Genomic DNA, 12,924 nt, shown 5'->3' with positions numbered 1-12,924 from the left:
GCAGCAGGCCGGTACGAGCGGTGCATCGTCGGCCGCAGGCATGCAGCAATTTCTCGACGCCTGGATGAACGCCTGGCGTTCGTTCGGCGGTCCGCCCAATGGCGCGGCATTCCAGATGCCTTCAATGCCGCAGATGCCGGACCTCGCGCAGATCACGGCGGGCTTTCCGCAAATCCCGGCATTTCCCGGCATGCCCGACTTCAGCAAGCTGGCCGTCGGCGCGCTGCCGGGGCTCAACATTCCCACCGCCGCGATTCCGCCCGAGCGTTTGCAGAAGCTGCAAACCGACTATTCGCGCGAGGCGATGGAACTGATCCAGCAGGCCACCACGTCGGCGATCAAGGCGCCCGAGCTCAAGGACCGGCGCTTTAGCGCGGACGCCTGGAGTCAGGCGCCGGCCTACGCGTTCACCGCCGCGTGGTATCTGCTGAACGCGCGCTATCTGCAGCAGATGGTCGACGCGCTCGATACCCAGCCGAAAACCCGCGAGCGCATTCGCTTCGCGGTCCAGCAGTGGACTGCGGCGGCCTCGCCGAGCAACTTCTTCGCGCTGAATCCCGAAGCGCAGAAAACGCTGCTCGACAGCAAGGGCGAGAGCCTGCGCCAGGGTGTGATGAACCTGCTCGGCGACATGCAGCGAGGCAAGATTTCTCAAACCGACGAATCGCGTTTCGCGGTCGGCGAGAACCTCGCGAACACCGAAGGCTCGGTCGTGTTCGAGAACGATCTGCTGCAGCTGATCCAGTACAAGCCGCGCACGGCGACCGTGCGCGAGCGGCCACTCCTGATCGTGCCGCCGTGCATCAACAAGTACTACATCCTCGACCTGCAGCCCGAAAACTCGCTCGTCGCGCACGGGCTCGATTCGGGCCACCAGGTATTCCTGATTTCGTGGCGCAACGCCGATCAGTCGATCGCGCACAAGACGTGGGACGACTACATCGCCGAGGGCGTGCTCACTTCGATCGACACCGTGCGCCAGATCAGCGGCCGCGAGCAGATCAATACGCTCGGCTTCTGCATCGGCGGCACATTGCTCGCCACCGCGCTCGCGGTGGCCGCGGCGCGCGGCGAACATCCGGCCGCGTCGATGACGCTGCTCACTGCGATGCTCGACTTCTCCGACACGGGGGTGCTCGACGTGTTCGTCGACGAGGCGCACGTGCAGATGCGCGAGCAGACCATCGGCGGCAAGAACGGTGCGCCGCCGGGGCTGATGCGCGGCATCGAATTCGCGAACACGTTCTCGTTCCTGCGCCCGAACGACCTCGTGTGGAACTACGTCGTCGACAACTACCTGAAGGGCCGTACGCCGGTGCCGTTCGACCTGCTGTACTGGAACAGCGACTCGACCAGTGTGCCGGGGCCGATGTACGTCTGGTATCTGCGCAACACGTATCTGGAGAACAAGCTGCGCGAGCCGGGTGCGCTGACCACCTGCGGCGAGCCGATCGATCTGTCGAAGATCGACGTGCCGACCTTCATTTACGGTTCGCGCGAAGACCATATCGTGCCGTGGCAAACCGCGTATGCGTCCGCGCCGCTGCTCACGGGACCGCTGAAGTTCGTGCTCGGCGCGTCGGGTCATATCGCGGGCGTGATCAATCCGCCCGCGAAGAAAAAGCGCAGTTTCTGGAAGCTCGAGAGCGACGCGAAGACGCTGCCTGCAAGCGCGGACGAATGGTTCGAAGCGGCGACGGAAGTGCCCGGCAGCTGGTGGCCCGAATGGACCGACTGGCTCGATCAGTACGGCGGCAAGAAGGTGAAGCCGCGCGCCACGCTGGGCTCCGACGAATTCCCGGTCATCGAGCCGGCGCCGGGCCGCTACGTGCGGCAGAGGGAGTAGGTTTCACGCACGGGCCGACGCGCGCGTTCGAAGTTGCTGTGCAGTCGGCCGGTGCATAGGTGTTTGGCAGGTGAATGAGCGTCTGGTTGATGAAGGCGTGAGAGCAACGCAAGTTGCGACGCAATTTTTAACGTAACGGGCTGCGGCGCGGTTTGCCGGGATGCCCTGAGGATATGGAAATGACTGATGTTGTGATCGTATCGGCCGCTCGTACTGCAGTGGGCAAGTTTGGTGGGTCGCTGGCGAAGGTTGCCGCACCTGAACTCGGAGCGGTCGCGGTGCGCGCCGTACTCGAACGGGCCGGCGTGAAGCCGGAACAGGTGAGCGAAGTTATCTTGGGCCAGGTGCTGACGGCGGGCTCCGGTCAGAACCCCGCGCGTCAGGCGCTGATCAAGGCGGGTTTGCCGTCGGCCGTGCCCGGCATGACGATCAACAAGGTTTGCGGCTCGGGTCTGAAGGCCGTGATGCTCGCGGCCAACGCGATCATCGCCGGCGATGCGGACATCGTCGTCGCAGGCGGCCAGGAAAACATGAGCGCCGCGCCGCACGTGCTGCCGGGTTCGCGCGATGGTTTCCGCATGGGCGACGCGAAGCTGATCGACTCGATGATCGTCGACGGCCTGTGGGACGTCTACAACCAGTACCACATGGGCGTGACGGCTGAGAACGTCGCGAAGGAACACGACATCACGCGCGAACAGCAGGATGCGTTCGCGGCGCTGTCGCAGAACAAGGCGGAAGCCGCGCAGAAGGCAGGGCGCTTCAACGACGAAATCGTGCCGGTCGAGATTCCGCAACGCAAGGGCGAGCCGCTGCGCTTCGCCACCGACGAATTCGTGCGTCACGGCGTGACGGCCGAATCGCTCGCGGGCCTGAAGCCGGCGTTCTCGAAGGAAGGCACGGTCACGGCGGCGAATGCGTCGGGCCTGAACGACGGCGCGGCCGCGGTGCTCGTGATGTCGCTGAAGAAAGCGGAAGCGCTCGGTCTCACGCCGCTCGCGCGCATCAAGGCGTACGCGAACGCGGGTGTCGATCCGAAGGTGATGGGCATGGGCCCGGTGCCGGCTTCGCGCCGCTGCCTCGAGCGCGCGGGCTGGACGCCGGCCGACCTCGACCTGATGGAAATCAACGAAGCGTTTGCCGCACAGGCGCTCGCCGTGCACAAGCAGATGGGCTGGGACACGTCGAAGATCAACGTGAACGGCGGCGCGATCGCGATCGGCCACCCGATCGGCGCGTCCGGCTGCCGGATTCTCGTTACGCTGCTGCACGAAATGCAGAAGCGCGATGCGAAGAAGGGTCTGGCGTCGTTGTGTATCGGCGGCGGCATGGGTGTCGCGCTCGCGGTCGAGCGAGTTTAAAGTACGCTGGGTACGCCGCGCGCGACCGCGACCGTTCGCGCGTGGCCTTCGCCGGCACAGCCATCTGGCCGCGCCGCACGCCAACTGGCGGTGGGGCGCGCTGCAACAGATGACTCGGGCCGGCAGCGCGCGTTGCCAGACGGTCGCCCGGCGGCAACGTGAACCAGCATCAGGCGAGGCACGAGGCCGCCGGCAGGCGCCTCGACAACGATAACGGAGTGTGGTTTATGACACAGCGAATTGCGTACGTAACGGGCGGCATGGGCGGCATCGGCACAAGCATCTGCCAGCGTCTGCACAAGGAAGGCTTCAAGGTGATCGCGGGCTGCGGCCCGAATTCGCCGCGCCGTGCAAAGTGGCTCGACGAGCAGAAAGCGCTTGGCTTCGACTTCGTCGCCTCCGAGGGCAACGTCGGCGACTGGGAATCGACCAAGGCCGCGTTCGACAAGGTCAAGGCCGAAGTCGGCGAGATCGACGTGCTGGTCAACAATGCCGGCATCACGCGCGACGTTGTGTTCCGCAAGATGACGCACGAAGACTGGACCGCGGTGATCGACACCAACCTGACGAGCCTGTTCAACGTCACCAAGCAGGTGATCGACGGCATGGTCGAGCGTGGCTTTGGCCGCGTAATCAACATTTCGTCGGTGAACGGCCAGAAGGGCCAGTTCGGCCAAACCAATTATTCGACTGCTAAGGCAGGCATCCACGGCTTTACGATGTCGCTCGCGCAGGAAGTCGCGACCAAGGGCGTGACGGTCAACACCGTGTCGCCGGGCTACATCGGCACCGACATGGTCAAGGCCATCCGCCCGGACGTGCTGGAAAAAATCGTCGCGACGATTCCGGTGCGCCGCCTCGGTCAGCCGGACGAAATCGGCTCGATCGTCGCATGGCTCGCGTCGGACGAATCGGGCTTCGCCACCGGCGCAGATTTTTCGCTGAACGGCGGCTTGCATATGGGCTGAGCCATCGGCGCGCCGGACCGGATGGCGGCGCGCTCCGGCTCAGATGGTTTCCCCGGCGTCCCGGCTGCGCAATCGATTCGATCGCACAGCCCGGACGCCGTTTCCGCGTTTGCTTAACTCGAGCTTAAAGGCGTTACATGACTACTACTACAAAGAAAACGGCCGAACGACTGATCAAGAAATATCCGAATCGTCGGCTCTACGACACGGAGACGAGCACCTACATCACGCTGACTGATGTGAAGCAGCTCGTGCTCGATCAGGAAGATTTCAAGGTGATCGATGCCAAGAGCAACGAGGACCTGACGCGTTCGATCCTGCTGCAGATCATTCTCGAAGAAGAGAGCGGCGGCCTGCCGATGTTCTCGTCGTCGATGCTGTCGCAGATCATCCGGTTCTACGGTCATGCGATGCAGGGCATGATGGGCACGTATCTGGAGAAGAACATCCAGGCCTTCATCGACATTCAGGCGAAGCTCGCCGACCAGTCGAAGAATCTCTATGAAGGCAAGGCGATGAACCCTGAGGTCTGGTCGCAGTTCATGAACATGCAGGCGCCGATGATGCAGGGCATGATGACCAGCTATATCGAGCAGTCGAAGAACATGTTCGTGCAAATGCAGGAGCAGATGCAGAACCAGGCGAAGACCATGTTCGCCACGTTCCCGTTCACGCCGGGCGGCGCTGTCAATGCGAACAACGCGAGCAATGCGCCGGCTACGCCCCAGGGCAATCCGGAGCCGGAGAAGAAGTGAACGAGTGAATGGCGGCGACGTCCGCTCGGGTCGACGAGGGCTTCGGGGGTAGCCCGCGGACGCGAAGCCGACCTTCATGGCTGCAACGGGATCGCGCGACCTGGCTGAGCCAGCTCGTGGCCGTCGGCGTAGCGTTGGCATCCCGCCGCTCCGTTGCCAATCTCCCAGATGGCTCGCACGATTGCGCAGCCACCGACGCGCTACAATACCGGCCCGCGCGTGGGGACGCTTTTCCGTCGGAACCGGATTCAGGCCGCGGTTCAAGGTCCGTTGCGTCCCTCTGCCGGCACATCGCTGCTAGCGCCGTTATCGTTTTCCTTCCGCTGGACCCGCCTTATGTTTCCGACCGTCTCCCTGATCACGTCCGTGTCTTCCGTTGCGAAGGCCGCACGGATCGTTCTCCGCTGATCCGCCGTTCACCCACATCCTCATGAGCCGGCTGTTTCTCGCCCCAATGGAAGGGCTTGCGGACTACGTGCTGCGCGACGTGCTGACGAGCGCGGGCGCTTTCGACGGCTGCGTGTCCGAGTTCATCCGCATCACGGGCTCGATGCTGCCGACGCGCGTCTATGAGCGCGAGGCGCCCGAGATCCTGCACGCGAGCGTGACCGCCAGCGGCACGCCGATGGTGATTCAACTGCTCGGCAGCGATCCCGGGTGGATGGCGCGCAATGCCGCGTACGCGGCCACGCTGTCGCCGTACGGTATCGACCTGAACTTCGGCTGTCCCGCTAAAGTGGTCAATCAGCATGGCGGCGGCGCGATGCTGCTCGCGAACCCGAAGCTGCTGAACCAGATCGTCGCGGCCGTGCGCGCCGCGGTGCCGGCCGATATCGCGGTGACCGCAAAAATGCGCCTCGGCGTGTCCGACACGTCGCGGGCGATCGAATGCGCGCAGGCGCTCGTGGACGGCGGCGCGGCCTCGCTCGTCGTGCATGCGCGCACGCGCGACGACCGCTACCGGCCGCCGGCGCACTGGGAGTGGGTCGCGCATATCGACGACGCCGTCGATGTGCCCGTCATCGCGAACGGCGAGGTCTGGACAGTCGCGGACTGGCAGCGCTGCCGCTCGGTCAGCGGCTGCACGGACGTGATGATTGGCCGCGGCGCCGTGTCGGATCCATTCCTGGCGCAGCGAATCCGCGGGCTCATGGACCCGTGTGCGTCGGCCGACGAATGGCCGCAGGTGCTGGGTTCGATCGTCGGCTACCTGAACAAGCTGCGGGCGCACGGCTCGCTGACCCATGAGCACGGCCGCGTCAAGCAGTGGCTCAGCTACCTGCAGCGGACCTGGCCGCAAGCGGCCGAACTGCATGCGGCGATCCGGCGCGTGCAGGACTCTGACGAAATTCTTACGGTGATCGGCCAGGCGCTGGCGGCCGCGGGCGCGTCGGCGCCAACGCGTGAGCACGTTTTTAGCGACGAAAATAGCGAGCTGCATCAACCCGAACCGGCTGAAGCGATCCCCGTTTGAAGACTAGAATTCAAAGACTTACGAGCGGTGGCGGTGGCGAACCGCTACAATTCAGGGTTTAACGTCTTCAAGCGGTTCCCCCATGTCTTCCACCCCCTCGAACGCTCCGGCCGCGCCGGGCGCCACGCCGAAAGTCGGCTTCGTTTCCCTCGGCTGCCCCAAGGCCCTCGTCGATTCCGAGCAGATCATCACGCAGCTGCGCGCCGAAGGCTACGAAATCTCCGGCACCTATGACGGCGCCGACCTCGTGGTCGTCAACACCTGCGGCTTCATCGACGAAGCGGTGCAGGAAAGCCTCGACGCGATCGGCGAAGCGCTCCACGAAAACGGCAAGGTGATCGTCACCGGCTGCCTCGGCGCAAAGAAGAGCGCGAGCGGTTCTGGTCTGATCGAGGAAGTGCATCCGAAGGTGCTCGCGGTGACCGGCCCGCACGCGGTCGGCGAGGTGATGCAGGCGGTGCACAGCCATCTGCCGAAGCCGCACGATCCGTTCGTCGATCTGGTGCCTGCAGCGGGCGTCAAGCTCACGCCGCGCCACTACGCGTACCTTAAGATTTCCGAAGGCTGCAATCATCGCTGCACGTTCTGCATCATCCCGTCGATGCGCGGCGATCTGGTGTCGCGCCCGGTCGCCGAGGTGATGCTCGAAGCCGAGAACCTGTTCAAGTCCGGCGTGAAGGAACTGCTCGTGATTTCGCAGGACACCAGCGCCTACGGCGTCGATGTCAAATACCGCACCGGTTTCTGGAACGGCAAGCCGATCAAGACGCGCATGACGGATCTGGTCGCCGCGCTCGGCGAACTCGCCGCGCAATACGGCGCGTGGGTGCGCCTGCATTACGTGTATCCGTACCCGAGCGTCGACGAAGTGATTCCGATGATGGCCGCGGGTCCGTACAAGGGCCACGTGCTGCCGTATCTCGACGTGCCGTTCCAGCACGCGCATCCGGAAGTCCTCAAGCGCATGAAGCGCCCGGCCAACGCCGAGAAGGTGATGGAGCGCGTGAAGGCGTGGCGCGAGATCTGCCCGGATCTGACGATCCGCAGCACGTTCATCGCCGGCTTCCCGGGCGAGACTGAAGAGCAGTTCGAGACGCTGCTCGATTTCATCCGCGAGGCGGAGCTCGATCGCGTCGGCTGTTTCGCGTATTCGCCGGTCGAAGGCGCGAGCGCGAACGAACTCGACGGCGCGCTGCCCGACGAAGTGCGTGAGGAACGTCGGGCGCGCTTCATGGAAGTGGCCGAGCAGGTGTCGGCGAAGCGCATCGCGAAGAAGGTTGGCAAGACGCTGAAGGTGCTGGTCGACGAGATCAACGCGGACGGCGGCATCGGCCGCACCGCGGCGGACGCGCCGGAGATCGACGGCGTCGTCTATATCGCGCCGTCTACCAAAGCATCGAAGCGCTACAAGGTCGGCGATTTCGTGTCGGTGAAGATCACCGGCGCGGACGGCCACGATTTGTGGGGTGAGGTCTAAGCGATGGCGCTCGGCGCGGCCGCACGGCCTGAAGCTCAAACACCGGACATCCTCGCGCTCGGCGAGGCGATGATCGAATTCAACCAGTCGGCGAAGGATCAGCCGAACTACCTGCAAGGCTTCGGCGGCGACACGTCGAACTTCTGCATCGCGGCCGCGCGCCAGGGTGCGAGGACCGGCTTCGTATCGGCGGTCGGCGCCGATCATTTCGGACGCCTGCTGGTCGATCTGTGGGAGCGCGAACAGGTCGACACGTCGTTCGTGCGCATCGATGCGCTAGCGTCGACCGGCGTCTATTTCGTGTCTCACGGCCCCAACGGCCATGCGTTCGACTATCTGCGCGCGGGCTCGGCGGCGAGCCGCTATGCGCCCGCCGATCTGCCGCGCGACGCGCTCGCGGCGGCGAAGGTCGTTCATCTGTCCGGCATCAGTCTCGCGATCAGCGTCAGCGCTTGCGACGCCGCGCTCGAAGCGATCGCGCATGCGCGCGCGAATGGCGTGCGCGTGAGCTTCGATACCAATCTGCGTCTGAAGCTGTGGCCGCTCGCGCGGGCGCGTGCGGTGATGCTCGAGGCGATCCGCCAGACCGACGTCTGCCTGCCGAGCTGGGACGACGTCACCGAACTGACGGGGCTGACGGGCCGCGACGAAATCGTCGATTTTCTGCTGTCGCACGGGCCGAGCGTGGTCGCGCTGAAGCTCGGCAAGGACGGCTCGTATATCGCGACGGCTAACGAGCGACGCGTCGTGCCGGGTCACGTCGTCGATGCGGTCGATGCGACCGGCGCCGGCGACTGCTTCGGCGGCGCATTCATCGCGCGCATCGTTGCGGGCGACGATCCATTTGCGGCCGCGCGCTACGCGAACGTCGCCGCCGCGCTGTCGACGCAAGGTTATGGCGCGGTCGCGCCGATCCCGTCGCGCGAGACCGTCGAGCGGCTGCTGGCGGGCTAGATATTACGTAAGCCGCGCGCGGCGCAGCATGGCCCGCGTTGGCGCAATCATCCAGGCGAACTGGAGACAACAGGAGGGGCAAGCGATGCAACGGGACGTAGTGGTGGTAAGCGGTGTGCGCACGGCAATCGGCACGTTCGGCGGTAGCCTGAAGGATTTTGCCCCGACCGATCTCGGCGCGCGCGTCGTGCGCGAAGTGCTCGAGCGCGCGAGCGTGTCGGGCGATGAAGTCGGGCACGTCGTGTTCGGCAACGTCGTGCACACCGAGCCGAAAGACATGTATCTCGCGCGCGTCGCGGCGATCAACGGCGGGGTCGCGCAGCATACCCCCGCGCTGACGGTGAACCGGCTGTGCGGCTCGGGCTTGCAGGCCATCGTGTCGGCCGCGCAAAGCGTGCTGCTCGGCGACGCCGATATCGCGATCGGCGGCGGCGCTGAAAACATGAGCCGCGCGCCGTACTCGATGCCGGCCGCGCGCTTCGGTCAGCGCATGGGCGATGCGCGTCTGGTCGACATGATGGTCGGCGCGCTCAACGATCCGTTCCAGTCGATCCATATGGGCGTGACCGCCGAGAACGTCGCGCGCAAGTACGACATCTCGCGCGACGCGCAGGACGCGCTCGCGCTCGAGTCGCACCGTCGCGCGGCTCACGCGATCACGAGCGGCTACTTCAAGGAACAGATTCTGCCGATCACGCTCGCGTCGAAGAAGGGCGACGTCGTATTCGACACCGACGAGCACGCGCGGCTGAACGCAACCGCCGACGATTTCGCGAAGCTGAAGCCGGTGTTCGTGAAGGACAACGGCACGGTGACGGCGGGCAACGCGTCGGGCATCAACGACGCGGCGGCGGCCGTCGTGCTGATGGAGCGCAGCGTCGCCGAGCGGCGCGGCGTGAAGCCGTTGGCGCGGCTCGTGTCGTACGCGCATGCGGGCGTCGATCCGGCGTATATGGGCATCGGGCCGGTGCCAGCGAGCCGTAAGGCGCTCGAGCGGGCGGGTCTGACGGTCGCCGATCTCGACGTGATCGAGGCCAACGAGGCATTCGCCGCGCAGGCCTGTGCGGTCAGCAAGGAGCTCGGTTTCGATCCGGCCAAGGTCAATCCGAATGGCTCGGGCATTTCGCTCGGCCATCCGATTGGCGCGACCGGCGCGCTGATCACCGTGAAGGCGCTGTACGAGCTGCAGCGCATCGGCGGGCGTTATGCGCTCGTCACGATGTGCATCGGCGGCGGCCAGGGGATCGCGGCGGTTTTCGAGCGTCTGTGACCGCGCACGGCAGGCCGGCCCGGCATAGATAGCAAGCAGGAACCAGCAACAAGGATCGACAGGATGCGGGAAGCGAAAGTGACGAAGGGTTCGGCAACACGCACGTTGCGTCGGCGCGCCGGCGCGGTGGCAAGCGCCGCCGCGCTGCTGTGTGCCGGCACGGTGCTGTGGATGCCGTCGCAGGCGTGGGCGGAAAGCGATGCAGTCAAGGAGCTGGCCGCGCCGCCGCCGATTCAGCTGCCGCTGAAACCGAGCCCCGAGTTCGCGAAGTTTCCGCGCTACGTGGGCACGCTCGGCGCGCGGCCGATCGTGCTGCGGCTCGGGCCCAAGACCGACGATCCTTCCGGCGTGCACGGCGAGTATCAGTACACCGATAACGGCGAGGTGATCCTGATCGCCGGCGATCGCGTCGGCGATACGCTCGAAGTCGAAGAATCGAACGACGGCACGCATATCACCGGCAATTGGGTCGGCAAGTTCGCAGCGGACGGCTCGCTCGAAGGCGACCGCATGAACGTCGACGATTCGAACCCTCAGGAATTCAACCTGAAGCCTCTGGCGGCGGGGCAGGCGGCACCTGCGGCCGCTTCGGCCGGCGCGGCGGCCGCCAAGGCGGCCCCCCCAACTCCGCAGCCGGCTGCCGTGAACGGCGCAGTGGCGGCTCCCACGCCGGCATCCGCTGCCGGCGGGCACCCGGTGGGCGGCGTCAGCAACCTGCAAACCGGCGACTGATGCGTACGCACGCCGGGCATCTTGAGTCGCGCGGCGCGGCGGTTGCTCCAAGCCCGCTTCCCTGTGTATTTCATCGAGCTCCACATGACTGAATCCAAACTCAAACACCGCCTGCAGACCCGCATCGTGCGTGCCGAGGACGACATCACCCCGGGCTTCGAATCGTTCTCGACGCCGGTCACGCGGGCGTCGACGGTGGTGTTTCCCGATCTCGCCGCGATGCGCGCGCTCGACTGGAAAAACGACGCGCAATGGCGCTACGGCCTGCATGCGACGCCGACGCAGATCGCGCTCGCGCAGCGCCTCGCCGCGATCGAGGGCGGCAATCATGCGCTGCTGCAGCCGTCGGGGCTGTCGTCGATCTCGAACGTCTACTTCGGCCTAGTGAAGGCCGGCGACGACGTGCTGATCCCCGATAACGTCTATTCGCCGAACCGCGATCACGGCGACTGGCTCGCGCGCGATTTCGGCATAACGGCGCGCTACTACGATCCGCTGATCGGCGCGGACATTGCCAGGCTGATCCAGCCGAACACGCGCCTGATCTGGATCGAGGCGCCCGGCTCGGTGACGATGGAAGTGCCCGACGTGCCGGCCATCACGGCGGCGGCGCGCGCGCGCAACGTCTTCACCGCGATCGACAACACGTGGTCCGCCGGCCTCGCGTTCCGGCCGTTCGACCACGGCGTCGACATCTCGGTGCAGGCGCTGACCAAGTACCAGTCGGGCGGCGGCGACGTGCTGATGGGCGCGACGATCACGGTTGACCGCGACGTGCATGTGAAGCTGAAAGCGGCGCGCATGCGCATGGGCATCGGCGTATCCTCGGACGACTGCTCGCTGATCCTGCGCAGCCTGCCGAGCATGCAACTGCGTTTCGCGCAGCACGATCGCGCGGCGCTGTCGCTCGCGGCGTGGTTGAAGAGCCGACCGGAAATCGTCGCGGTGCTGCATCCGGCGCTGGCCGACTGTCCGGGGCACGAAGTGTACAAGCGTGATTTCACCGGCGCGGGCGGCCTGTTCTCGGTCGTGTTCGATGAGCGATACAGCGCGGCGCAGATCGACACGTTCTGCGAATCGCTCGAACTGTTTTCGCTCGGCTGGAGCTGGGGCGGCGCGCATAGCCTCGCGATGCCGTATGACATCGCGTCGATGCGCACGGCGGCACAGTGGCCGCACCGCGGCACGCTGGTGCGTTTCTATATCGGTCTCGAAGACGAGGCGGATCTGCGCGCGGATATCGAGCAGAGCCTGGCTAAGCTGGCTTAATACGCGTTAGCCTGTTCGACACGTTGTTCGAGAAGCCCGTCGGGATGCGTTCCCGGCGGGCTTTTTTGTTGCCCGGAGTATCGAGCAGACCTGACCGTTTGGCCGAATGTTCGATACGGTTGCGCGACGCTACGATCGTGTGCTTGCCGAATAACGTTGCCGCGCTCGGGGAGGGGCTTCCATGAATCTTTTCTTCTGGGTGTTGCTGAATCTCGCGGTGCCGATTGCCGGGCCGATTTTTACGCTTGCGCTCGTTGCGCCCGCGTATGGCTGGCGCGTTGCGAGGACGATGATTGCGGCGTCAGTGAAAGACGGGCAATTGTTCTGGTGTGCGATCGGACTGTGTGCCGCCGCGATTTATGAGGCGGTGATTGCGTTGGAGCAGGGCAGCGGGGAGTCCTCGATGCTTGCGTTGGGGATTGTCGGGTTTTGCGGGCTGGCATTCGCCTGTTCCATAGCCGTGATGGCGTGCTTGCTCAAGGTGCGGCAGGATGGATTCGTCGCCGCTCGCGATGACAGGCAAACCAAGTCCATGGTTGGCACGCTATCACGTGGGGCGATAAGCGCGTCGATTTTCACGATCTGCCTGGCGGCGTTTCTATTCGCGGCCCTACACATTTACCTTAATTAGATTTATGGGATAGTGCAGCGCTTATACTTGCTCCGTCTCGTGGAGGAGCTTATGAAACAATTTATTCTGTCGCTGGAAATAGGCAAAAATCACGACCGCATCATGAAGGGTGTGTTGATCTTCAACATCCTGATTTCCATCGGCATGTGCGCCCTGTTCCTGCCGGCCATTTTCAACAGATAACAAC

Annotated in this window: 12 protein-coding genes; all 12 read left to right on the top strand. The window is 64.9% G+C overall.

Annotation, left to right across the window (positions count from 1 at the left end; translation table 11 throughout):
• Positions 1-40 precede the first annotated feature (40 nt).
• The 12 genes from phaC to G5S42_RS45225 all read left to right on the top strand — a co-directional run bounded on the left by phaC (position 41) and on the right by G5S42_RS45225 (position 12,920).
• Positions 41-1,846, top strand: a complete 1,806-nt coding sequence (gene phaC / locus G5S42_RS21505; protein ID WP_176110586.1) for a class I poly(R)-hydroxyalkanoic acid synthase — start codon at positions 41-43, stop codon at positions 1,844-1,846.
• Positions 1,847-2,025: 179 nt separating this feature from the next.
• Positions 2,026-3,207 carry an acetyl-CoA C-acetyltransferase gene (locus G5S42_RS21500; protein WP_176108640.1) on the top strand — a complete coding sequence of 394 codons (1,182 nt, stop codon included), beginning with the start codon at positions 2,026-2,028 and terminating at the stop codon, positions 3,205-3,207.
• Between the two features lie 227 nt (positions 3,208-3,434).
• Positions 3,435-4,175: a 3-ketoacyl-ACP reductase gene (locus G5S42_RS21495; RefSeq protein WP_176108639.1), complete on the top strand. Its 741-nt coding sequence runs from the start codon at positions 3,435-3,437 to the stop codon at positions 4,173-4,175.
• Between the two features lie 137 nt (positions 4,176-4,312).
• Positions 4,313-4,930, top strand: a complete 618-nt coding sequence (phaR, locus tag G5S42_RS21490) for a polyhydroxyalkanoate synthesis repressor PhaR (RefSeq protein ID WP_176108638.1) — start codon at positions 4,313-4,315, stop codon at positions 4,928-4,930.
• A gap of 430 nt (positions 4,931-5,360) precedes the next feature.
• Entirely contained in the window at positions 5,361-6,404 is a 1,044-nt protein-coding gene (locus G5S42_RS21485; RefSeq protein ID WP_176108637.1) for a tRNA dihydrouridine synthase, read from the top strand.
• A gap of 82 nt (positions 6,405-6,486) precedes the next feature.
• Positions 6,487-7,881, top strand: a complete 1,395-nt coding sequence (rimO, locus tag G5S42_RS21480) for a 30S ribosomal protein S12 methylthiotransferase RimO (RefSeq protein ID WP_176108636.1) — start codon at positions 6,487-6,489, stop codon at positions 7,879-7,881.
• 3 nt (positions 7,882-7,884) lie between these two features.
• The gene (locus G5S42_RS21475; protein ID WP_176108635.1) at positions 7,885-8,835 is read left to right on the top strand and encodes a sugar kinase; all 951 of its coding nucleotides are present in this window, start codon (positions 7,885-7,887) and stop codon (positions 8,833-8,835) included.
• A gap of 85 nt (positions 8,836-8,920) precedes the next feature.
• The gene (bktB, locus tag G5S42_RS21470) at positions 8,921-10,105 is read left to right on the top strand and encodes a beta-ketothiolase BktB (RefSeq protein WP_176108634.1); all 1,185 of its coding nucleotides are present in this window, start codon (positions 8,921-8,923) and stop codon (positions 10,103-10,105) included.
• A gap of 63 nt (positions 10,106-10,168) precedes the next feature.
• Positions 10,169-10,837, top strand: a complete 669-nt coding sequence (locus G5S42_RS21465) for a hypothetical protein (RefSeq protein WP_176108633.1) — start codon at positions 10,169-10,171, stop codon at positions 10,835-10,837.
• Positions 10,838-10,921: 84 nt separating this feature from the next.
• A complete protein-coding gene (locus G5S42_RS21460) occupies positions 10,922-12,106 on the top strand; it encodes a cystathionine beta-lyase (protein WP_176108632.1) in 1,185 nt (394 codons plus the stop codon).
• 181 nt (positions 12,107-12,287) lie between these two features.
• Positions 12,288-12,737 carry a hypothetical protein gene (locus G5S42_RS44375; protein ID WP_246392044.1) on the top strand — a complete coding sequence of 150 codons (450 nt, stop codon included), beginning with the start codon at positions 12,288-12,290 and terminating at the stop codon, positions 12,735-12,737.
• A gap of 51 nt (positions 12,738-12,788) precedes the next feature.
• Positions 12,789-12,920: a hypothetical protein gene (locus G5S42_RS45225; RefSeq protein WP_018432050.1), complete on the top strand. Its 132-nt coding sequence runs from the start codon at positions 12,789-12,791 to the stop codon at positions 12,918-12,920.
• The last annotated feature ends 4 nt before the right edge of the window (positions 12,921-12,924 follow it).

Origin of the sequence: Paraburkholderia youngii (assembly GCF_013366925.1) — a bacterium.
In the GTDB taxonomy this organism is placed as follows: Bacteria; Pseudomonadota; Gammaproteobacteria; order Burkholderiales; family Burkholderiaceae; genus Paraburkholderia; species Paraburkholderia youngii.
The sequence above is the reverse complement of the archived record's forward strand: the minus strand, read 5'-3'. Positions and strand labels throughout refer to the sequence as shown.

What these genes read in the sequence shown, in the direction of transcription:
- phaC (WP_176110586.1), top strand. Translation starts at nt 41, where the DNA reads ATGCAGCAATTTCTCGACGCCTGGATGAACGCCTGGCGTTCGTTCGGC.
- G5S42_RS21500 (WP_176108640.1), top strand. Translation starts at nt 2,026, where the DNA reads ATGACTGATGTTGTGATCGTATCGGCCGCTCGTACTGCAGTGGGCAAG.
- G5S42_RS21495 (WP_176108639.1), top strand. Translation starts at nt 3,435, where the DNA reads ATGACACAGCGAATTGCGTACGTAACGGGCGGCATGGGCGGCATCGGC.
- phaR (WP_176108638.1), top strand. Translation starts at nt 4,313, where the DNA reads ATGACTACTACTACAAAGAAAACGGCCGAACGACTGATCAAGAAATAT.
- G5S42_RS21485 (WP_176108637.1), top strand. Translation starts at nt 5,361, where the DNA reads ATGAGCCGGCTGTTTCTCGCCCCAATGGAAGGGCTTGCGGACTACGTG.
- rimO (WP_176108636.1), top strand. Translation starts at nt 6,487, where the DNA reads ATGTCTTCCACCCCCTCGAACGCTCCGGCCGCGCCGGGCGCCACGCCG.
- G5S42_RS21475 (WP_176108635.1), top strand. Translation starts at nt 7,885, where the DNA reads ATGGCGCTCGGCGCGGCCGCACGGCCTGAAGCTCAAACACCGGACATC.
- bktB (WP_176108634.1), top strand. Translation starts at nt 8,921, where the DNA reads ATGCAACGGGACGTAGTGGTGGTAAGCGGTGTGCGCACGGCAATCGGC.
- G5S42_RS21465 (WP_176108633.1), top strand. Translation starts at nt 10,169, where the DNA reads ATGCGGGAAGCGAAAGTGACGAAGGGTTCGGCAACACGCACGTTGCGT.
- G5S42_RS21460 (WP_176108632.1), top strand. Translation starts at nt 10,922, where the DNA reads ATGACTGAATCCAAACTCAAACACCGCCTGCAGACCCGCATCGTGCGT.
- G5S42_RS44375 (WP_246392044.1), top strand. Translation starts at nt 12,288, where the DNA reads ATGAATCTTTTCTTCTGGGTGTTGCTGAATCTCGCGGTGCCGATTGCC.
- G5S42_RS45225 (WP_018432050.1), top strand. Translation starts at nt 12,789, where the DNA reads ATGAAACAATTTATTCTGTCGCTGGAAATAGGCAAAAATCACGACCGC.